Here is a 19,572-nt window from a genome sequence, read left to right as displayed (position 1 = left end):
ACCAAAGGAGCACGGGGCTTCTCAAGGTGAATCCGGGTGGTTCAGAGAATCGACAACGGGTACTCGACGATCACCCGCACCTCGTCCAGGTCCGACTCGAAGGCCGTCGCCCGGGTGGTGGCCTGGCGCACGCGCAGTGCCAGGTCCTTGGCCGCGCCGGTCTGTACCACGTACTTGACCTCGATGTCGCGCTCCCAGCGCTTCTGGTCGGTGAGCGGGTCGCCGTTGCCATCCCGGCGCATGTAGTAGGCGTTGGCATGGCTGTAGTCGGCATCGCTGCCACGGCCATAGCGGGTCATGAACGACAGCCCCGGTACACCGTAGGCGGCCATGTTCAAGTCATAGCGCAGCATCCATGAGCGCTCTTTCGGTGAGTTGAAGTCGCTGTACTGGATGGAGTTGTCGAGGAAGATCGAATCGGACTGGCGCAGGTAGTCGAAGTCGTCGTCGCCGTTGTTGCGCTGGTGGGTCAGGGCCAGGGTATGGGCGCCGTAGCGCACGCCGAGCTTGGCGCTCCAGATGTCGTTGTCGAACTGGCCCAGGCGCTGACGTCCTTCGTCCCTGGCGTTGTAGAAATTGAACCCGCCGATCAGCGCCAGCTCGTCGGACAACGGCCAGGTCACGCTGGTGCCGGCGTAGTACTGGTTCCACACATCCTTCAAGCGACTGCCGAACAGGCTGACGCTGACGTTTTCGTTGATCGCGTAGTCGCCACCGCCGTAGGCGATCCACGGCGAATCCACCGGGCCACCGTAGAACGTCACGAAGTTGTCGCGCAAGTTGCTGGACACCGGCTGGCTCATGGCGTGCAGGCGCCCGCCCTGCAACGTCAGGCCTTGCACACTGGTGTTCTCCAGGGTCACGCCGCGAAAGCTTTCCGGCAACAGCCGCGAGTCGCCGGCCGCCACCACCGGGTTGACCGGGAACACATCGCCCACCCGCAGCACGGTGTCGAACAGGCGCACCTTGGCCGCGCCGCCGAGCTTGCTGTATTCGTCGCGGGCCTGGCCATCGCGGTCCACCGGCAGCACGTCGAACGAGCTGCGCCCACCGTTGCGCCCGCCACCAGTGTCGAGCTTGAGCCCAAGCATGGCGAAGGCGTCCACCCCGACGCCCACCGTGCCTTGGGTGAAACCGGACTCGAAGCGGGTGATCACGGCATGGGCCCAGGCCTCGGAGTAGCCGTTGCCGCTGTCCTTGCCACTGTTGTAGGTGGGGGCCGGGCCATCGCGATGGTCGCGATTGAAATAGTAATTGCGGTTGAGCACGCTCAGGCGGCTGCCCTCGATGAACCCTTCCTTCTGCTCTTCTGCGGCCCAGGCCGCCGGGCCGAAGCCGGCCAGCGCCACCAGGGCGGCCAGGGAAAGTGTCGGATTGCTCTTCATCCACTGCTCCTTCGATTGCGGCTGTTCTTGTTGTCAGGCCCTGGCGCTGGAGCATCCCTGGTCTGGCCAGATGCGCACGCACCCAGCCCCATTGGCCAAGCCTGATGCTCGCCGCTGGCGGATAACGGGAAGGTGATGGGGGCATTACAATCGTGTCATGCGCAGCCGGGGGACCTGCGTACACGCCCAGCTTTCATATCTGTAACCCGGCCGTCATGCCCCTGTTGGCCGGGCATCGCTAGCGTGGTCTGCGAAACGAACCTTTCGGAGGCACGACCATGCTACGACCGACCCTGACCGCCGCCCTGCTGGCGCTTTCCCTCTCGACCCAGGCCAGCGGCTTTTCCAGGCTGGACAGCGAACAGCTGCTGGCGGACCACCAGCAGGCCGTGGCGGCCTATGCGGCCAAACGGGCGAAGCCCATGCCGGAGATCGTCGACTACCGCTACGGCATGAAGCTCGACGTTGCCCGCCTCGTGCGCCAATCGGGCGACCCGCGCACCTGCGAGGTGGTGCCGCGGCTGATGACCTTCGAAGACAGCCAGGGCACCTTGCGCACCGTGCGCTACGCGGTGCAGTCGCAGTGCATCAACAACAAGTAGTTCAGCCGCGCAGCCCGTCGACCAGTTGCAGGCTGTTGCGCCCGCCGCGCTTGGAGGCGTACAGCAGCACGTCGCCTTGCTCGATCAAGGCGGCCAGGCTGGCTGGGGGGCGGTCGAACAGATTGGCGCCGATGCTCAGGGTCACCGCCACGGGGGTGCGGAACGCCTGTTCGGCGGTGGCCTGGAACTGCTGGCGCAGGGCCTCGGCCAGGCGCTGTATACCTTCGCGCGACGCCCCGGCCAGGAGAATGACGAACTCGTCGCCGCCCAGCCGTGCGGCGATCGCCCGCTCCGGCAGCATGGTCCGGATCATCTCACTCAAGGCCACCAGCAGACGGTCGCCAGCGGCATGCCCATGCAGGTCGTTGACCAGTTTGAAGTGGTCGATATCGATCAGCAGCAAAGCCCCGGGGTTTGCCGGAGAAACCTCGTTGAACAGGCTCGCCGCGCGTACTTCCAGGGCGCGGCGGTTGTACAGCGCGGTCAGCGGATCGCGCGCGGCCAGGCGCTCGATGCGCTCCTCGCGGCGGTAGCGCACGGTGCCAGTCATCGACAGGGCGATCAGCATGATCGCCATGGCCCCCTCCACCAGCGATACCTGGATGATCTGCCCGCGAAACGCGCTCAGGTCGATCAGCGTTCCCGGCAGCAGCGCCGGCAGCGTCTTGGCCAGGTAGAACAGCCCGTGCAGCAGCAGGATGCAGCGCAACTGCACCGCGCCGACGCTGAACGACTTGCCGTGCGGGCGCAGCAACGCGCTGGCGTACAGGGTGAACGCGGCGACCAGCAGCGAGTTGGCCACCAGGAAGGTCTTCGACCAGGTGGGCCACTGCGGCAGCAGCAACAGGCTCAGCCAGGCCAGCGGGGCGAGGTAGCAGAGCCGTGACAGACGGGTTTCGGTAAAGCGTGACACCCCCAGCAGGAACAGCCAGTGGGCGGCCACCAGCATGCCGTTGGCGAACCAGATGCCGATGAACAGGTAGCCGCTGCCACGCAGCAAGGCGAGCGAGGAACCGACACTGATGGTGGCGAAGCTGGCGCTCCAGCACAGCAGCGAAGACTCGCGCACGCTGCGCCACTCCACGGCCAGATAAAGCGCGGCGGCCGCGGCCAGGGCGATGGTGAGGGTCAGCATGGTGGAAGCGTCGAACGCCATGGGTGGAAGTGGCCTGTATCTGGGTTACCGTTCAGAACGGTGATTGTATGCGTTCAAGGGTCAATGCACAGGCATAAATGATATCCAAATGATGGCATTCGGACGGACAGCCCATTCATTCGCCTACCAGACGACAGTCACCTGTCATTGCCCGGAGAGGAAGCTCACCAGCTGTCGCCCATGCGAGCTGAGCGCTTCCCAACTGCGAAAACAGATACGCAACTCCAGGGTCGCCCAACGCTCCTCCAGCGCCACCCGGCGCACCGCCAGTTCCTGTTCGGCGCGCACGGCCGCCGTTTCCGGAAGCATGGCGATACCCGCGTGCTGGGCCACCAGCTGGGCGATGGCTTCGAAGCTCGGTGCCCGCACCCGCACCTTCAGCGGCATGGCCAGGTTCATCGCCAGTTCCTCGACGAAGCGCTGCATGGCGCGCTCGGCGGGCAGGCAGACGAAGGGAAAACCCAGTGCGTCCGCCAGGCGCAGCTGGCCGCGCCCGGCCAACGGGTGATCGAGCGGCACCAGCAGCACCAGGCGCTCGGTACGAAACGGCAGCGACACCACGCCCTCGTTGACCAGGTTGCCGTCGTACACGCCGATCTCGCACTCCCCGGCCAGCACCACCCGCAGTACATCGATGCTCTTGTGCTCGACCAGTTGCAGGTCGACCTCCGGGTAGTCGGCCAGGAACGGCCCCAGCACGGCCGGCAACAGCGTGCTGTTGGTCACGGTGGACGCCGCCAGGTGCAGGGTGATGCGCCGCTGGCCGGCGAGTTCGCGCAGCGTGTCCTGCAGTTTCTGCGCCTCGCCCAGCACGCCCCGCGCCGACTCCAGCACCAGGCGCCCGGCCGGGGTCAGTTGCATGCCGTCGGCCTTGCGCAGGAACAGGGTCAACCCGCTGCGCGCCTCGAACAGGCGCAGGCGGGTGCTGGCGGCCGATACCGCCACCGGGAAGGTGGCCGCCGCCTTGCTCAGGCTGCCGGTGGCGGCAATGGCGGCGAGCAGCCGCAGGTCAGCCAGGTCGAAGTGCATCAAGGCTTCTCCAAATCAGAACGCTATGTTCGAGAAAAAGCGATTCTAGCGCGGTTGCGTTCTGCGCAGAATAAACCGTACTTCTTCTGTGCCACGGACCCGCCATGACCCGCCTGCCCGCCCCGCTCCAGCGCGCCCTTGCCAACGGCAGCCTGTACGCCGTACTCGCCGCCCTGGGCTTCAGTTTCAAGGCCATCTTCGTCAAGCTCGCCTATGCCGCAGGCCCGTTGGACGCCATCAGCCTGCTGGCACTGCGCATGGCCCTGTCGCTGCCGTTGTTCGCCTGGCTGGTGTGGGCCAGCCGTGGCCAGGGTGGCGCGCCGCTGAGCGTCGGCGACGGCCTGCGCGTGGCCTTGCTCGGCCTGTTCGGCTACTACCTGGCCAGCCTGTTCGACTTCTACGGCCTGCAATACATCAGTGCCGGGCTCGAGCGGCTGATCCTGTTCACCTACCCGACCCTGGTGCTGGTGATCCAGGCCATCGTCCAGCGCGAACGCCCGACCCTGCGCACCCTGGCGGCCATGGGCCTGTGCTACCTGGGGCTGGGCATCGCCTTCGTCCACGACATCGGCGCCGCGGGTGGCGGCAATGCGGTATTGGTCGGTTCGCTGTGGGTGTTCGCCAGCGCAGTCACCTATGCCCTGTACTACTCGGGCACCGGCATGATGCTCAAGCGCATGAACTCGATGCGCCTGGCCGGATTGTGCGGCACCGCCTCCTCGCTGATGGTGCTGGCCCACTACCTGCTGGTGGCCGATGTCGCGCCGCTGTTGCAGCTGCCCGGCACGGTGTGGCTCAACGCGGCATTGATGGCGCTGTTCTCCACGGTGCTGCCGATCTACTGGGTGGCGCTGGCGATCCAGCGCCTCGGGCCCACGCACACGGCGGCGGTGGGTAACCTGGGGCCGGTGCTGACGATGCTGGCCTCATGGCTGATCCTCAGCGAGGCGATCAGCGTGTACCAGGTAGCCGGGTTGGTCCTGGTGCTGTTCGGGGTATCGCGGCTGAAACCGGCGAAAAAGCCAGAGGCGCCAACCGCGCCGACCCCGGCCTCGGCGCGGCCCCTGTAACGACAGCGGTGCGCCTGCAAGGCGCCATGCATGCGCTGCGGGCACGCATTGCATTTGCCCTGCACGGCGAACCCATGGCATAGAGAGGCTGTCCACGTCCTTACCCGGCCGCATCGCGCCCTCCAGGAGATTCCCATGAGCAAGCCCCCTTATGTTCCGCCCAAGGTCTGGACCTTCGAGGCCCCTTCCGGCGGCCAGTTCGCCAGCATCAACCGCCCGGTGGCCGGCCCCACTCACGACAAGCCGCTGCCCACCGGCAAGCATCCGCTGCAACTCTACTCGCTGGCCACGCCCAACGGGGTCAAGGTCACCATCCTCCTCGAGGAGCTGCTGGCCCTCGGTCACGGCGCCGCCGAGTACGACGCATGGCTGATCCGTATCGGTGAAGGCGACCAGTTCGGCAGCGGCTTCGTGCAGGTCAACCCCAACTCGAAGATCCCCGCCCTGCTCGACCGCAGCGTCGAACCGCCGGTGCGGGTATTCGAGTCCGGCGCGATCCTGCTGTACCTGGCGGAAAAATTCGGCGCCTTCCTGCCCCGGGACCTGGCCGCGCGCACCGAGACCCTCAACTGGCTGTTCTGGCAGATGGGCTCTGCACCTTACCTGGGCGGTGGCTTCGGCCATTTCTATGTCTACGCGCCGGAAAAGTTCGAATACGCGATCAACCGCTTCACCATGGAAGCCAAGCGCCAGCTCGACGTGCTCGACCGGCGCCTGGGCGAAAGCGCCTACCTGGGCGGCGATACGTACAGCATCGCCGACATCGCCGTATGGCCCTGGTATGGCCAGCTGGTGCGCGGCAACCTGTATGGCGCGGCCGAGTTCCTGGCGGTACACGAGTACGCCAATGTGCAGCGCTGGGCAGAGGCCATCGCCCAGCGCCCGGCGGTACAGCGCGGCACCCGGGTCAACCGCACCTGGGGCGAGGAAGCCAGCCAGGTGGCGGAGCGCCACGCAGCCAGCGACCTGGCCTGAAGGGTTCAGGTTCGCGCGGCCGAGCATGGCCGGCATAAATAGTGGCATTTTGCCCTAAAGCTGCCGGCCCCTCGGCCGTAAACCTTGATCAGGTTCAACTCCGATCAAGGATGACATCACTTGAAGAAACTGTTCCAGGCCAGCGCCGTCGTTGCCTTGCTGACGATGAGCGGCTGCGTCTCCTACAACGTCATCGGCCCGGTGGGCACGCCGCCCCACGCCTCCACCGTCGCCAGCCCACGCAGCGCCCAGGTCGCCGATGTGCAGGTCAACGCCCCCGGCATTGACAACGCCACCGGCCAGGCCATCAGCCGCGCCCTGACTCCGCAGCTCAGCCAGTACGTGCAGCGCGCCGGCTACTTCAAGGCCGTCACCGAATACCCCACGCGCCTGGACGAACAGGACGTGCTGCTCAAGTTCGACATGACTTCGCTCAAGGGCCATCGCGCCCCGCACCCGGCGTACTTCCCCGGCGCCCTGCTGACCCTGACGTTCTGGATCTGGTTCAACGGCCCGATCTACGTCGACAGCTTCGACGTGGCCGGCAACCTGGTGATCGTCGACCGCGACGGCGTCGAGTTGGCCAGGGCCAAGGAACAACTGCGCTTCGAACACAACGTCGGCCTGTACGGCGGCGAGTACTGGGCGCCTTCGATGGGCGGCAAGCAACTGACCAAGCTGGTCGGCGAACTGCTCGACGACGCCACCGTGAAACTGGCAAAACGCTGATAACAGGAACACTTCGATGAACATCTGCAAACACGCCCTGCTGCTCGGCGCCCTGCTGCTTGGGGGCTGCGTCTCGTATTCCACCGGCGACCTGGCACCGGTCGGCACCTGGCCGCCGGCGGCGAGCACCGCCGCGGCCAAGCCCAACGCCTACCTGCGCAGCACCGCGCTGTACCAGGTCAACGACGGCGCGGCCGTGGCCGCCGCCGGCGCCCACGCCGACATGTGGGAGAAGACCATCAGCGAGACCTACCAGCAATCCGGCCGCTTCACCCAGGTCAGCACGCAGAAGGGCGAAGCGGACCTGTACGCCGAATCGACCCTGACCAACCACGAGGAGTTCGTGACCGCGTCGGCGTTCATCACCGGCTTCACCCTGTTCCTCATCCCCTCTACCGCCAAGAACACCTTCACCCTGCAGACCGTGTTCAAGGACAAGGACGGCAAGGAGATCGGCCGTGTCAGCAAGAGCGAGTCGATCCGTACCTGGATGCAACTGGTGCTGATCGTCGGCCTGCCATTCCAGGCCGACACCCGCGACGTGGTGCGCGAGCTGGCCCGCAGCACCCTGGACGAGGCGGTACAGCGCAAGCTGCTCTGATCGTCACCACCGTTCGAATCGGCGGGCTTGGCCCGCGATCGGCGCCAACCGGTCGCGGGCCAAGCCCGCAGCCGTTTCAGCCCCGCCATCCGGCGCTCAGCGTGCCGCGCTGCAACGAACCATTTCCCCGCTGCATGCCTGCGCCCACCAAGACCTTCTTGCTACACTCGCCGCCATGATTTTCCACCTGCACAACTGTGGTGACAGCATGATCGAGGTAACCGAGGTTTCCATTGCCGAGCTGCGCGACGCGCTCGAGTCCGGCCGCACGACGGCCGTCGAGCTGGTCAAGGCGTACCTGGCCCGCATCGACGCCTACGACGGCGCCGACACCGCCACGCGGCTCAATGCCGTGGTGGTGCGCAACCCCGAGGCCCTGAAAGAGGCCGAAGCCTCCGATGCCCGCCGTGCCCGTGGCGAAACCCTCGGTCCGCTGGATGGCATCCCCTACACCGCCAAGGACAGCTACCTGGTCAAGGGCCTGACCGCCGCCTCCGGCAGCCCGGCGTTCAAGGACCTGGTCGCCCAGCGCGACGCCTTCACCGTCGAGCGCCTGCGCGCCGGCGGCGCGATCTGCCTGGGCAAGACCAACATGCCGCCGATGGCCAATGGCGGCATGCAGCGTGGCGTGTATGGCCGCGCCGAAAGCCCGTACAACGCCGCCTACCTCACCGCGCCCTTCGCCTCCGGCTCCTCCAACGGTGCCGGCACCGCCACCGCCGCCAGCTTCAGCGCCTTCGGCCTGGCCGAGGAAACCTGGTCCAGTGGCCGCGGCCCGGCCTCGAACAACGGCCTGTGCGCCTACACCCCGTCGCGCGGGGTGATCTCGGTGCGCGGCAACTGGCCGCTGACGCCGACCATGGACGTGGTCGTGCCATATGCGCGGACCATGGCCGACCTGCTGGAGATCCTCGACGTGGTGGTGGCCGACGACGCCGACAAGCGCGGCGACCTGTGGCGCCTGCAACCCTGGGTACCAATCCCGGCCGCCTCGAGCGTGCGCCCCGCCTCGTACCTGGACCTGGCCGTGGGCGCCGAGACGCTCAAGGGCAAGCGCTTCGCCGTGCCACGCATGTACATCAATGCCGACGCCGAAGCCGGCACTGCCGAGAAACCCGGCATCGGCGGCCCGACCGGCCAACGCATCAATACCCGCGCCAGCGTGATCGAACTGTGGCAGCAAGCCCGCCAGGCCTTGGAAGCGGCCGGCGCCGAAGTGGTCGAGACCGACTTCCCGCTGGTCTCCAACTGCGAAGGCGACCGCCCCGGCGCGCCGACCGTGTTCACCCGCGGCATCGTCAGCAAGGAGTTCCTCCACGACGAACTGTGGGAACTGTCCGGCTGGGCCTTCGACGACTTCCTGCGCGCCAACGACGATCCCAAGCTCAACCGCCTGGCCGATGTCGATGGCCCGCAGATCTTCCCCCACGACCCCGGCACCCTGCCCAACCGTGAAGACGACCTCGCCGCCGGCATGGACGAGTACGTCAACATGGCCAAGCGCGGCCTGAAGACCTGGGACCAGATCGCCACCGTGCCCGACGGCCTGCGCGGTCTGGAAGCCACCCGCAAGCTCGACCTGGAAGACTGGATGGACGCCCAGGGCCTGGACGCGGTGCTGTTCCCCACCGTGGCCGATGTCGGCCCGGCGGACGCCGATGTGAACCCCGAATCGGCGGACATCGCCTGGAGCAACGGCATCTGGGTGGCCAACGGCAACCTGGCGATCCGTCACCTGGGCGTGCCGACCGTGACCGTGCCGATGGGCGTGATGGCCGACATCGGCATGCCAGTGGGCCTGACCTTCGCGGGCAAGGCGTACAGCGACAACAATCTGTTGAAATTCGCCGCCGCCTTCGAGTCCACCGGCTCGCGCCGTATCGTCCCGCCACGCACGCCGAAACTGGGCTGACGCACTTGATCGCGGGCCCTCCCGTTCCTGCCTTGGGCAGGAGCGGGAGGGCCCGTGATTGCTTTTGAGGGTTCGACACCTTCGCCAAGTTCAACTTTTTGTGTAAAATTCAACACAATATTGAATCTGGTGCCGATCATGCTCACCCTCGCCCACGAACGCCAGCTCACCCTGAACGTGCTCAAGACCGCCCTGCAGGCCTTGGGCAGCGTCGTCCCGCGTAATGTGGAAATCCTTCTGCACGACCTCGAACACCCGGAACGCTCGGTGGTGGCGATCGTCAATGGCGAGCTCTCCGGCCGTCAGGTCGGCAGCCCGATACTCGCCGCTCCCGAACAGGACCAAGGGTTCAAGGCGCTGATGCAGGCCGCCGCCGACCAGCAGGGCTGCGACCCTGTGGTGCTGCCCGACTACCCCACCACCCTCAAGGGCCGCAGCCTGCGCAGCGCCACGGCGATCTTCCGTGACAGCACCGGCCAGCCCTTCGCCAGCCTGTGCGTGAACACCGACGTCACCGGCCTGGACGCCGCCATGGCGTTCCTGCGGCACTTGCAGCCGCTGGGCGCCGCGCCAGCCACGGTATCCGGCGACGAGCCCGCCGACATGACTGCATTGATGGCCGGGATCATCCAGGACGCGCTGCAACGCAGCGGCCAGGGGCGAATGAGTAAACACGCCAAGGTCGAGGCCGTGCGCGTGATGCAGGAGCGCGGCCTGTTCATCGTCAAGGGCGGCGTCGAGAAAGCCGCCGAGGCCCTCGGCGTGACCCGCTACACCGTCTACAACTACCTGGAGCAGCTGCGCGGCGAGCCCGCCGCGGCTGCCCGCGACTGAGCCACGGAGCCCACATGCCCTTGCATATCCCAACCCCGCTGATCGAATCCCGTCCGCTGTCGCTGAGCGCCGGCCGCCCGGTGTGGCTCAAGCTCGAAGCCCTGCAACCCTGTGGCTCGTTCAAGCTGCGCGGCGTCGGCCACGCTTGCGAGACGCACCATGCTCGCGGCGCCCGTCACTTCGTCTCCTCGTCCGGCGGCAATGCCGGGCTGGCGGTGGCCTACGCCGGCCGCAAGCTCGGCGTGCCGGTGACCGTGGTGGTGCCCGAGACCACCACCGAACGAGCCAAGGAACTGCTGCGCCTGGAAGACGCCAGCGTGGTGGTGCGTGGCAGCTCCTGGCAGGAAGCCAACGAGCACGCGCAGACCCTGCTGGGGGCCGGCGACGCCTTCATCCACCCGTTCGACGACCCGCTGTTGTGGACCGGCCACGCCAGCATGATCGATGAAGTGGCCCAGGCCGGCTGCAAGCCGGATGCCGTGGTGCTGTCGGTCGGCGGCGGCGGCCTGCTGCGCGGCGTGGTCGAAGGCTTGCAGCGCAATGGCTGGCAGGACGTGCCGGTACTGGCAGTGGAAACCGCAGGCGCCGCGTCGCTGCACGCGGCCATGACCGCAGGGCGCACCGTGGAACTGCCGGGGATCACCTCGGTAGCCACTTCACTGGGGGCCAAGCGGGTGGCCGAACAGGCGCTGGCCTGCACCCGCCAGCACCCGGTGGTCAGCCACCTGGTGAGTGATCGCGAGGCGCTCGACGCCTGCGAACGCCTGCTGCGCGATCACCGCCTGCTGGTGGAGCCGGCCTGCGGCGCGGCGCTGGCCTTGCTCGAACATCCCGAGGCAGTGGCGGCCTTCGGCAATGTCCTGGTGATCGTCTGTGGTGGCGCCACCGCAACGCTGGAGCAGATCCGCGCCTGGCGCGAAGCCTGCTGATTGCAGGCCCCTGAAGCAGTGACAGGCCTCTTGGCTACTCGGCCACCACCGCCTGCAACCGCGCCCACAGCCGCTCGACATGCTCGCGCTCGGTGGGCAGCGCCCCCACCGAGACCCGCACCATCCAGCGCCCGTCCAGGGTCGCCGGGGTCACGTAGGCATCACCCGAGGCGTTGAGGCGCTCGGCCCAGGCGCGGGTGTGGGCATCCAGCGCCTCGCCCTCGAGACCCGTCGGGCGATGGCGGATGCACAAGGTCTGCAACTGCACCGGCGCCAATACCTCCCACGCGGCAGCGGCCTCTACCTGCGCGGCCAGCCACTGCGCGTTTTCCAGGTCGCGGCGCAGGCGTTGCTGCAGGGCCTCGACACCTTCGCTGCGCAGCATGAACCACAGTTTCAAGGCGCGGAACCGGCGCCCCAGGGGGATGCCCCAGTCGCGCAGGTTCTTCACCTCGCCATCGACCGCCGACTGCAGGTAGCTGGGGTTGGTGCTCATCACCCGGATCAGGTGCTGCGGGTCGCGCACATAGTAGATCGAGCAGTCGAAGGCCACGCCCAGCCACTTGTGGGCATTGACCACCACCGAGTCGGCCAGCTCGATGCCGTCCCACATCCAGCGGCATTCCGGGAGGATCATCGCCGAACCGGCCATGGCCGAGTCTACGTGCAGCCACAGCTGGTTGGCCTGGGCGATCTCGCCGATCGGGCGCAGCGGGTCCAGCGCGGTGGTGGTGGTTGTGCCGGTGGTGGCGACCACGGCGCAGGGCTGGTTGCCGGCGGCGAGGTCCTGGGCGATGGCTTCGCGCAGCGCCTCCGGGCGCATGGCGTAGTGTGCGTCGGTGGGGATCAGGCGAATGTTTTCACGGCCGAACCCGGCCAGCAGCGCGGCCTTGTCCACCGAACTGTGGGCATGGGCGCTGACGTAGACCACCAGGGGCTTGCCCTGGGCCTGCAGGCCGCCGCGCACCTGGGCATGGTCGGTGGCACGCTCGCGGGCGCAGATCAGCGCCACCAGGGTGCTGGTCGAGGCGGTGTCCTGGATCACTCCGCTCCATTGCCCGCTAAGGCCGAGCAGCTGGCGCAGCCAGTCGAGGGTGGTTTCCTCGAGTTCGCTGAGGGCCGGGCTGGACTGCCACGACAGTCCGAGCACGCCAAGGCCGGTGCTGAGGAAGTCACCGAGTACCGATGACAGAGTGCCGTTGGAGGGGAAGTAGCCGTAGAAGTCCGGGTGCTGCCAGTGGGACAGGCCGGGCATCACCAGCTTGTCGACGTCGGCGAGGATGGCCTCGAACGGCTCGCCTTGCTGCGGTGCGCCCTGGGGCAGCGCGGCCTTGAGGTAGCCGGGTTCGACCTGGGCCATGACCGGGCGTTCGCCGACGGTCTGGCGGTAATCGGCGATCAGGTCGATCAGTTGGTGGCCGTATTGGCGGAATTGTTCGGGGGTCATGAGTGGTCTCCTGGCAGCACAATGCCTCGCAGTCTAGGCCTCCATCACCCGCCGAATAACCCCGCTTCGCGCATAGCTGCTATGGCAAAGGCGCATGCCCACCCTGTACGCCGAACTGCGACTGGCGCCACACCTCGAACACCCGGTTGCGCAACCAGCGATGTTCGGCCGAGGCCTGCAGACGCTGATGCCATACCACCCAGTAACGCTGGGTGTGCTCGACAAAGCCCATGGGCCGCCAGCTCAACCCATGCAACCGCGCCAGTTGCCGGGCGATATGCTCGGGCACCGTGGCCAGCGCCTGGCCGTTGCCGACCACCTGGACCATGGCGCTGAAGAACGGCACCTCCAGGCTGACGCGTCGTTGCAGCCCCTGGGCGCGCAGATGGCGGTCGATGAAGCTGTCCTTGTCGCCGCCACCGGACACCCGCACATGCTTGAAGGCCAGGTAGTCGTCCTGGCTCAGTTCGGCGCGAGCGCTCAGCGGATGGTCATGGCGCATCAGGCACACCGCCCGGTCCTCACCCAGCAGCCGGCCATGCAGGTTGGGTGGCGACTCGTCGAACAGCGTGGTGGCCAGGTCGATCTCGCCGCTGGCGAGCAAGGCGTACTGCCCGGCCTGCCAGGTGCGGTACTCCAGCGACACCCCCGGCGCCTCCTGCTCCAATGCTTTCACCAGCTGCGGCAGCATATGTTCGGCCACATAGTCCGAGGCCGCCAGGCAGAAGCGCCGCTCGCAGCGTGCCGGGTCGAACGCTGCGGGCTGACGCAAGGCGTTGAGCTCGTCCAGTACCTGGCGCAATGGCTCGACCAGCGTTTCGGCGTGTTCGCTGAGCACATAGCCACGCCCCTGGCGCACCAGCAGCGCATCGTCGAAGGCCTCGCGCAGGCTGGCCAGCTGGCGGCTCAGCGCCGATTGGCTGCAGCCCAGACGCTCGGCGGCATGGCTGAGGTTCTTCAGCTGCAGGAGGCAGTCGAGGGTGCGCAGATGGGCGAGGCTGAGGGAGGCGAAGGTGGGGTGCATGGCACAGGTCCGGAAATGATCGCGGGGCAAGCCCGCTCCCACAGACACACTGGGAGAGGGCTTGCCCCGCGAGGATAACGCGCGGCTCAGTCAGTCAGGCCGACATAGACGTTCTGCACGTCTTCGTTCTCGTCGATAGCCTCGAGGAAGGCCTCGACCTCGGCCAGGGCTTCGGCACTCAGGCTGGCAGCACTCACCGGGTTCTTCGGGGTATAGCCGATCTTCGCCGAAGTCACGGTGAAACCATGCTCCGGCAGGGCTTTCTGCACGGCATCGAGGTCGGTGGTGTCGGTGATGAACAGGGTCGAACCTTCTTCCTCGCCGTCCTCGAAGTCCTGGGCACCGGCTTCGATGGCTGCCATTTCCGGGTCGGCGTCGCCTTCCGGGGTCGCCTCGATCAGGCCGACGTGGTTGAAGTCCCAGGCCACTGAGCCGCTGGCACCCAGCTGGCCCTTGCGGAACAGCACGCGGATCTGCGCCACGGTGCGGTTGACGTTGTCGGTCAGGCACTCGACGATCAACGGCACCTGGTGCGGGGCGAAGCCTTCGTAGCTGACCGCATGATATTGCACGGCCTCGCCGTCAAGGCCGGCGCCTTTCTTGATCGCGCGCTCCAGGGTCTCACGGGTCATCGAGGCTTTCTTGGCCTGGACGATGGCCAGGCGCAGGCGCGGGTTCATGTCCGGGTCGGCGCCGGACTTGGCGGCGATCTGGATCTCCTTGGCCAGCTTGCCCATGATCTTGCCCTTGGCGTTGGCCGCCGTTTCTCTATGCTTGGCTTTCCACTGTGCGCCCATATCGACTCTCTTTGTTTCAACGGCCGGTTCAGGAAGCGACCGGCCAAAAAGTGGGGAGAGTTTATACGCCCTGCGCACCGGGTTCGACAAGAAATCGCATCAGCTTCAGCCCTTGTCGGCCTTCCCCGCCGCCGCCGCGAACTTCGCCAGGCGCACATCCAGCCCGCGCGGACGCACGCCGCGGTCTTCGGCGCGCTCCTTGCGGCGAATGGCGTTGCGCACCAACAGCGACCCCAGGTAGCGCACCGGCTCCGGCGGGAAACGCCCCAGCGGGCCCTTGACCAGCGGCGAGCGGGTCCAGGGGTTGTCCAGCCCCAAGGCCAGCGACGAGAGGATCTGCCCGCCCATATGGCACGGCCCCACCCCGCTGCCCGAATAGCCGAAGCCGTAGAACACGTTGCCCCGCCCATCGAGCCGGCCAAAGAACGGCAGACCGGTCACCGAGCGGTCCGACGGCCCGTTCCAGCTCGCCGCCAGCGGCACCTCGGCCAGCGCCGGGAAAAACTCGGCCAGGCTGTCACGCAGCAACGGCTGGTACGGCGACGGCTGGTCGAACACCGGCAGCATGCGCCCGCCGTAGGCGAAGGTATTGCCGCCCTTGCCGAGCATCAGCCGGCCATCGGAGGTGTTGTGGTAGTAGTGCACGAAGATCCGCGAATCGAGCACGCTGACACCGCTGTCCAGGCCGATCTGGCGCAGCAGTTCGGGGCATGGCTCGGTGATCACCATGTCGCTGGAGACGATCGCCACGCTGCGCTCGAACTGCGGGAAGGCCCGCGCCATCCAGGCATTGAGGCCGAGGACGACGCGGTCGGCGCGGATGGTGCCGGTAGCGGTGCGCACCTGCGCCGGCGCGCCATGTTCCAGGCCGGTCATCGCCGTGCCTTCGTGGATGCGCACGCCACGTTGCAAGGCCACCCGGCGCAAGCCGCGCACCAGCCGCCCCGGCTGCACCGTGGCCGCGGCCGGCGAGTACCAGCCCTCCAGGTGCCGCTGGGAGCCGGCCAGGCGCTGCACCTGCTCCAGCGCCAGGCGCTGGAACGAGTTGATGCCGCGGCGCTCCAGCGCGGCGATCACCGCATCGGTGCCGCCGAGCTGGGCCTGGTTGGTGGCGGTGTAAAGCGTGCCGTCCATGCGGAAATCGCAGCGGATGCCATTGGCCGCGCAGAACTCGCCGATGGCGCCGATGCTGCGTTCGGACTCGTCCACCAGGCGTATCGCCTCGGCCACCCCGAACAACCGTTCGAGGGTGAAGTACTTGGCCGACCAGGACAGTGCACAGCCTCCATTGCGCCCGCTGGCCCCGGCGCCACAGATGTCGGCCTCGATCAGCAGCACCTCCAGCTGCGGCGCCTGTTCCTTGATCATCAAGGCAGTCCACAACCCGGTGTAGCCACCGCCGACGATGCACACGTCGCAGCGCGCATCGCCAGCGAGCGGCGGGCACAGGGCCTCGTCTTCCTGGTCCAGGGCCTGTTGCAGCCAGAAGGGTCTCATCTGCTCGCTTTCCTCTAGGTACGCAGTGGCTTGATCGCCATGCCGGTATTGGGGGCCACGTCGGTGGCCTGGGGTGCCGTTGCCGGACGGCTGTTCCAGTGCGGCAGCAGCACCAGGGCGGAGAACAGCGCGGTGCCGGCGAAGACGATGAATACCGTGACGCTGTCGAAGTAGCCCGGCAGCAAGCCGCCAAGCACCGCGCCCACCGAGCCGCAGCCGTTGACGAAACCGGCCGCGGTGGCGCCGGCCTTGGCGGTGCCGAAATCAATGGCTGCGGCGCCGCTGATCATCGAGTCCGGGCCATACAGGGTCAGGCCCATGACGAACAGCAGGGTCACCACCAGCACCACGCTGCCGGTGTGCATCGCCGCCATGAAGCCGGCCAGGGTCAGGGTCAGCAGCACCAGGCTGATCACACAGGCCGGCATGCGCCGGGCGCCGAACAGCTTGTCCGAAGCCAGGCCGATGAGGATCGGGCCAAGCAACCCGGCCAGCTCGAAGGCCGTGGGGATGATCGCCGCGCCGACCTTGCCCACCGAGGGCATCTGCTCGAAGACGATCACCGGCCCCCACAGCAGGATGGCGTAGCGCGCCGGCTTGAGCATGAAGTAGGCCAGGCCCAGGGTCAGCACCGTGCGGTTGCGCAGGATCTCGCGCAGCGGTGCCCAGACGCTGCACAGGTTCGCTCCCGGGGCCATGCTCTGTGGTTCGGGCTCCACCGCCGGCAGGCCAACGTCCTCGGGTTTGTTGCGCTGGAAGATGAAGAACAGCACCGCCACCGCGGCCACCACCACGGCACTGGAAAAGAATGCCGCGTGCCAGGTGCCGACCAGGGTGTAGGCCCACCAGCCGGCGAACGGCGAGGCCACCAGGCCGCCGAAGGCATAGCACGAGCTCCACAGCCCCAGTACCCGTCCGCGCTGCGACGCCGGGAAGAAACTGCCGATGTTCTTGCACAGCCCGGCCCAGCCGGTGGACTGTGCCAGCCCCTGGACCAGCATGCAGGTGGCGAAGATCGGGAAGGTCGCGTAACTGCCCATTACCACCGCCGCCGCCGCCGAGATCAGCAGCCCACCAAGCACCACCACGCGCGGCCCGAAGCGGTCGGCGAGCATGCCCCAGGTGAACTGGCCCACGGCATAGGCGGCCAGGTAGATGGCGTCGAGGTTGGCCATGGCGGCCTTGTCGAGCATGAACGAGGGGTCTTCGCCGATGCCGAGCTTGGCCACCGAGAAGGCTTTGCGGGTGAAATAGAAGGCGGCGTATGCCAGCCAGGTGATTGCGAAGATCTGCACGCGCCAGCGCTTGATGGCGCCCAGGGAGTGGTTCATTTGACTCTGACCTCTTGTTTGAGTGTGCCGGCAGAATGTGAAGAAACGCCTGTCTTGTTGTTGTGTTGCGCACTGCGTGACGGAGGGACGTCACTTGGTCAGATGGCGGTGGTGCCGCCATGGCCGACATGCCGCTGCTCGTGGCAGAGGCGCCGGGTTGAAACACATGGAAACAGCTGCTGACTGATAAATAAAATCGATTTATCGTATTTCACACATAAGCCCAGCTTTTAAGTGGAGTGTTCGATGTCGGTCTCCCATGCTCAACTCAAGGCGTTCCACGCGGTTGCCGAACAGGGCAGCTTCACCCGCGCGGCGCAGAAGCTGTTTCTCACCCAGCCGGCGGTGTCCGACCAGGTGCGCAAGCTCGAGGAGCGCTTCGGCGTGCTGCTTTTTCACCGCAACAAGCGCTCGGTGCAGTTGACCGACCTGGGCGAGCGCCTGTTGGGCGTCACCCAGCGTCTGTTCGCCTGCGAGGCCGAGGCCCTGGAGCTGTTGCAGGACTCACGCGCCCTGCACACCGGCAGCCTGACCCTGGCGGTGGACGCGCCAGTGCATGTGCTGCCGCAGATTGCCCGGTTCTGCCAGCGCTATCCGGGGATCCAGGTGAAGATCGAGACCGGCAACACCGATGAGTCGCTGGCGCGGCTGTTCAGCTACCAGGCCGACCTGGCCCTGCTCGGGCGCGATGTCGATGACGAGCGGCTGTTCTGCGTGCCAATGCGGCGTGACCCGATGGTGGCGTTCGTCTCGCACCAGCATCCTTGGGCCAGCCGTGGGCAGATCAGCCTGGCGGATCTGGACGATACGCCGCTGGTGCTGCGCGAGCCGGGGTCGGTGACGCGGCAGACGCTGGAGGAGGAAATGCAGCGGGCGGGGTTGCGGATTCGGTCGGCGATCCAGGTCGAAGGGCGGGAGGCGGCGCGGGAGGCGGTGGTGGTGGGGATTGGTGTGGGGGTGGTGTCCGCGGCGGAGTTCGGGGCCGATGCTCGGGTTTGTGCTTTGCCGATTGTGGATTGTCAGCGGCATTTGACGGAGACGTTGGTGTGTTTGCAGGAACAGCGGATGCGGCGGGTGGTGGCTACGTTTTTGGAGATGGTCTTGGAGGGGGGTTAGGGTCTGGGTCTGGGTCTGGGTCTGGGTCTGGGTCTGGGTGATTGTTTTTGGTTTTGTGTGCACATTCGTAGACGATGACGACATTTAGTCACCTTTCCGCCCTTACGGCGGCCTACTTTGGTCTTGGCCAAAGTAGGCAAAACCGTTCGGCTCCGTTCATACGGCCCCTGCGCTTCGCTCCGGGGTTCCCTCGCTCCGTTCTTGCTCCCGGGAGTACCGCGCTGAACGCCCCATCCTGGGGCGCAGCGCTTGACGGCCATCCATGGCCGTCACCTCCCTTCGCAAGAACTCCGCTCGGCCTCCTGAAGTCGCAATTTGTGGCGCCTGAACTATCGCGCGCTTAGAAGCAAGATCAAGAGCAGATGAAGAGCAGATATTTTGGTTTATTAGTGGATGAAGTGTTGTTCTTCATTACGCCATCGCGTGTCAAGCCCGCTCCCACGTTAAATGAAATAGTTAAACTATCGTGGGAGCGGGCTTGCCCCGCGGTGTTGATCTAGAGTTCCCACGATGGCAACTAGCGACTAGCTGCGTTAGTGCAGGCGCCGCCCGTAACTTCGCGACTTCAGGAGGCCGAACGGAGGTCTTGCGGAGGGAGGTGACGGGCATGGATGCCCGTCAAGCGCTGCGCCCCAGGATGGGGCGTTCAGCGCGGTCCTCCCGGGAGCAAGGCCGGAGTGAGGGAACCCGGAGCGAAGCGGAGGGCCGGATGAATGGAGCGCAACGGCTTTGCTTACTTTGGCCAAGACCAAAGTAAGCCGCCGTAAGGGCGGAAAGGTGACTATGCGTCGACATCGCAAATGAATTCGCTTACAACTGTAAAAACCCACACCAACTGCATTTGACTTTGACTTTGACTTTGACTTTGACTTTGACTTACACAGCGTGTGTTTTGAAAGCTATATGCGCATTCATTTTCCATGTCGACCCACAGTCACCCTTTCGCCTTTACGGCGACCTCCTTTTCTCTTGGGAAAAGGAGGCAAAACCGTTCGGCTCCGTTCATCCGGCCCCTGCGCTTCGCTCCGGGGTTCCCTCGCTCCGGGCTCGCTCCGGGAGGACGCGCCGACGGGCCATCCATGGCCTGATCGGCGCTTGACGGGCATCCATGCCCGTCACCTCCCTGCGCAAGCCCTCC

The 19,572-nt window shown here is 66.5% G+C and carries 17 protein-coding genes; 9 read left to right on the top strand and 8 right to left on the bottom strand.

All coding sequences use genetic code 11. The features are described 5' to 3' along the window. Positions 1–41 precede the first annotated feature (41 nt). Positions 42–1,385, bottom strand: coding sequence for an OprD family porin (locus tag OH705_RS01910; RefSeq protein WP_023631817.1), 1,344 nt, complete (start codon positions 1,383–1,385; stop codon positions 42–44). 278 nt (positions 1,386–1,663) lie between these two features. Here OH705_RS01910 and OH705_RS01905 point away from each other — a divergent pair, with 278 nt between their 5' ends. After that, a complete protein-coding gene (locus OH705_RS01905) occupies positions 1,664–1,987 on the top strand; it encodes a DUF2790 domain-containing protein (RefSeq protein WP_046856021.1) in 324 nt (107 codons plus the stop codon). A gap of 1 nt (position 1,988) precedes the next feature. Here the strand turns inward: OH705_RS01905 and OH705_RS01900 are convergent, their stop codons facing one another. After that, positions 1,989–3,143, bottom strand: a complete 1,155-nt coding sequence (locus tag OH705_RS01900; protein WP_267300758.1) for a GGDEF domain-containing protein — start codon at positions 3,141–3,143, stop codon at positions 1,989–1,991. 144 nt (positions 3,144–3,287) lie between these two features. Continuing rightward, on the bottom strand, positions 3,288–4,172 hold the full coding sequence (locus tag OH705_RS01895) for a LysR substrate-binding domain-containing protein (RefSeq protein ID WP_038705881.1): 885 nt from the start codon (positions 4,170–4,172) through the stop codon (positions 3,288–3,290). 104 nt (positions 4,173–4,276) lie between these two features. On the opposite strand from OH705_RS01895, the gene OH705_RS01890 reads away from it, so the two are divergent. The 7 genes from OH705_RS01890 (at position 4,277) to OH705_RS01860 (ending at position 11,222) form a co-directional block, all read left to right on the top strand. Continuing rightward, positions 4,277–5,242 carry a DMT family transporter gene (locus OH705_RS01890; protein ID WP_267300755.1) on the top strand — a complete coding sequence of 322 codons (966 nt, stop codon included), beginning with the start codon at positions 4,277–4,279 and terminating at the stop codon, positions 5,240–5,242. Between the two features lie 135 nt (positions 5,243–5,377). Next, the gene (gene yghU / locus OH705_RS01885) at positions 5,378–6,217 is read left to right on the top strand and encodes a glutathione-dependent disulfide-bond oxidoreductase (RefSeq protein WP_267300752.1); all 840 of its coding nucleotides are present in this window, start codon (positions 5,378–5,380) and stop codon (positions 6,215–6,217) included. Between the two features lie 165 nt (positions 6,218–6,382). Beyond that, positions 6,383–6,946 carry a hypothetical protein gene (locus OH705_RS01880; RefSeq protein WP_052062253.1) on the top strand — a complete coding sequence of 188 codons (564 nt, stop codon included), beginning with the start codon at positions 6,383–6,385 and terminating at the stop codon, positions 6,944–6,946. 16 nt (positions 6,947–6,962) lie between these two features. Next, positions 6,963–7,547, top strand: coding sequence for a hypothetical protein (locus tag OH705_RS01875; protein WP_038705879.1), 585 nt, complete (start codon positions 6,963–6,965; stop codon positions 7,545–7,547). A gap of 208 nt (positions 7,548–7,755) precedes the next feature. Further along, on the top strand, positions 7,756–9,459 hold the full coding sequence (locus OH705_RS01870) for an amidase (RefSeq protein WP_104445277.1): 1,704 nt from the start codon (positions 7,756–7,758) through the stop codon (positions 9,457–9,459). Positions 9,460–9,597: 138 nt separating this feature from the next. Beyond that, positions 9,598–10,293 carry a helix-turn-helix transcriptional regulator gene (locus OH705_RS01865; protein WP_371920583.1) on the top strand — a complete coding sequence of 232 codons (696 nt, stop codon included), beginning with the start codon at positions 9,598–9,600 and terminating at the stop codon, positions 10,291–10,293. A gap of 14 nt (positions 10,294–10,307) precedes the next feature. Beyond that, positions 10,308–11,222: a pyridoxal-phosphate dependent enzyme gene (locus OH705_RS01860; RefSeq protein WP_267300748.1), complete on the top strand. Its 915-nt coding sequence runs from the start codon at positions 10,308–10,310 to the stop codon at positions 11,220–11,222. 34 nt (positions 11,223–11,256) lie between these two features. Here the strand turns inward: OH705_RS01860 and OH705_RS01855 are convergent, their stop codons facing one another. The 5 genes from OH705_RS01855 to OH705_RS01835 all read right to left on the bottom strand — a co-directional run bounded on the left by OH705_RS01855 (position 11,257) and on the right by OH705_RS01835 (position 17,318). Next, the gene (locus tag OH705_RS01855; protein WP_038705876.1) at positions 11,257–12,669 is read right to left on the bottom strand and encodes a DOPA decarboxylase; all 1,413 of its coding nucleotides are present in this window, start codon (positions 12,667–12,669) and stop codon (positions 11,257–11,259) included. 79 nt (positions 12,670–12,748) lie between these two features. Beyond that, positions 12,749–13,693, bottom strand: a complete 945-nt coding sequence (locus OH705_RS01850; protein ID WP_023631853.1) for a LysR family transcriptional regulator — start codon at positions 13,691–13,693, stop codon at positions 12,749–12,751. Between the two features lie 86 nt (positions 13,694–13,779). Further along, complete coding sequence (locus OH705_RS01845) at positions 13,780–14,490, bottom strand: YebC/PmpR family DNA-binding transcriptional regulator (protein ID WP_023631852.1); 711 nt, start codon at positions 14,488–14,490, stop codon at positions 13,780–13,782. A gap of 105 nt (positions 14,491–14,595) precedes the next feature. Further along, on the bottom strand, positions 14,596–15,987 hold the full coding sequence (locus OH705_RS01840; protein ID WP_267300744.1) for an FAD-dependent oxidoreductase: 1,392 nt from the start codon (positions 15,985–15,987) through the stop codon (positions 14,596–14,598). Between the two features lie 14 nt (positions 15,988–16,001). Beyond that, complete coding sequence (locus tag OH705_RS01835; protein ID WP_267300742.1) at positions 16,002–17,318, bottom strand: MFS transporter; 1,317 nt, start codon at positions 17,316–17,318, stop codon at positions 16,002–16,004. Positions 17,319–17,564: 246 nt separating this feature from the next. On the opposite strand from OH705_RS01835, the gene OH705_RS01830 reads away from it, so the two are divergent. Next, positions 17,565–18,434 (top strand): LysR substrate-binding domain-containing protein, encoded by an 870-nt coding sequence (locus tag OH705_RS01830; protein WP_038705873.1) that lies wholly within the window; start codon positions 17,565–17,567, stop codon positions 18,432–18,434. Positions 18,435–19,572: the final 1,138 nt, after the last annotated feature.

Origin of the sequence: Pseudomonas sp. BJa3 (assembly GCF_026343815.1) — a bacterium.
GTDB classification, from domain to species: domain Bacteria; phylum Pseudomonadota; class Gammaproteobacteria; order Pseudomonadales; family Pseudomonadaceae; genus Aquipseudomonas; species Aquipseudomonas soli.
Note: the sequence above shows the minus strand (reverse complement) of the source record. Positions and strands in the feature narration are given on the sequence as shown.

Bases quoted from the DNA above. Each gene is read 5' to 3' on its own strand.
- OH705_RS01910 (WP_023631817.1), bottom strand. From the start codon at position 1,385: ATGAAGAGCAATCCGACACTTTCCCTGGCCGCCCTGGTGGCGCTGGCC.
- OH705_RS01905 (WP_046856021.1), top strand. From the start codon at position 1,664: ATGCTACGACCGACCCTGACCGCCGCCCTGCTGGCGCTTTCCCTCTCG.
- OH705_RS01900 (WP_267300758.1), bottom strand. From the start codon at position 3,143: ATGGCGTTCGACGCTTCCACCATGCTGACCCTCACCATCGCCCTGGCC.
- OH705_RS01895 (WP_038705881.1), bottom strand. From the start codon at position 4,172: ATGCACTTCGACCTGGCTGACCTGCGGCTGCTCGCCGCCATTGCCGCC.
- OH705_RS01890 (WP_267300755.1), top strand. From the start codon at position 4,277: ATGACCCGCCTGCCCGCCCCGCTCCAGCGCGCCCTTGCCAACGGCAGC.
- yghU (WP_267300752.1), top strand. From the start codon at position 5,378: ATGAGCAAGCCCCCTTATGTTCCGCCCAAGGTCTGGACCTTCGAGGCC.
- OH705_RS01880 (WP_052062253.1), top strand. From the start codon at position 6,383: ATGAGCGGCTGCGTCTCCTACAACGTCATCGGCCCGGTGGGCACGCCG.
- OH705_RS01875 (WP_038705879.1), top strand. From the start codon at position 6,963: ATGAACATCTGCAAACACGCCCTGCTGCTCGGCGCCCTGCTGCTTGGG.
- OH705_RS01870 (WP_104445277.1), top strand. From the start codon at position 7,756: ATGATCGAGGTAACCGAGGTTTCCATTGCCGAGCTGCGCGACGCGCTC.
- OH705_RS01865 (WP_371920583.1), top strand. From the start codon at position 9,598: ATGCTCACCCTCGCCCACGAACGCCAGCTCACCCTGAACGTGCTCAAG.
- OH705_RS01860 (WP_267300748.1), top strand. From the start codon at position 10,308: ATGCCCTTGCATATCCCAACCCCGCTGATCGAATCCCGTCCGCTGTCG.
- OH705_RS01855 (WP_038705876.1), bottom strand. From the start codon at position 12,669: ATGACCCCCGAACAATTCCGCCAATACGGCCACCAACTGATCGACCTG.
- OH705_RS01850 (WP_023631853.1), bottom strand. From the start codon at position 13,693: ATGCACCCCACCTTCGCCTCCCTCAGCCTCGCCCATCTGCGCACCCTC.
- OH705_RS01845 (WP_023631852.1), bottom strand. From the start codon at position 14,490: ATGGGCGCACAGTGGAAAGCCAAGCATAGAGAAACGGCGGCCAACGCC.
- OH705_RS01840 (WP_267300744.1), bottom strand. From the start codon at position 15,987: ATGAGACCCTTCTGGCTGCAACAGGCCCTGGACCAGGAAGACGAGGCC.
- OH705_RS01835 (WP_267300742.1), bottom strand. From the start codon at position 17,318: ATGAACCACTCCCTGGGCGCCATCAAGCGCTGGCGCGTGCAGATCTTC.
- OH705_RS01830 (WP_038705873.1), top strand. From the start codon at position 17,565: ATGTCGGTCTCCCATGCTCAACTCAAGGCGTTCCACGCGGTTGCCGAA.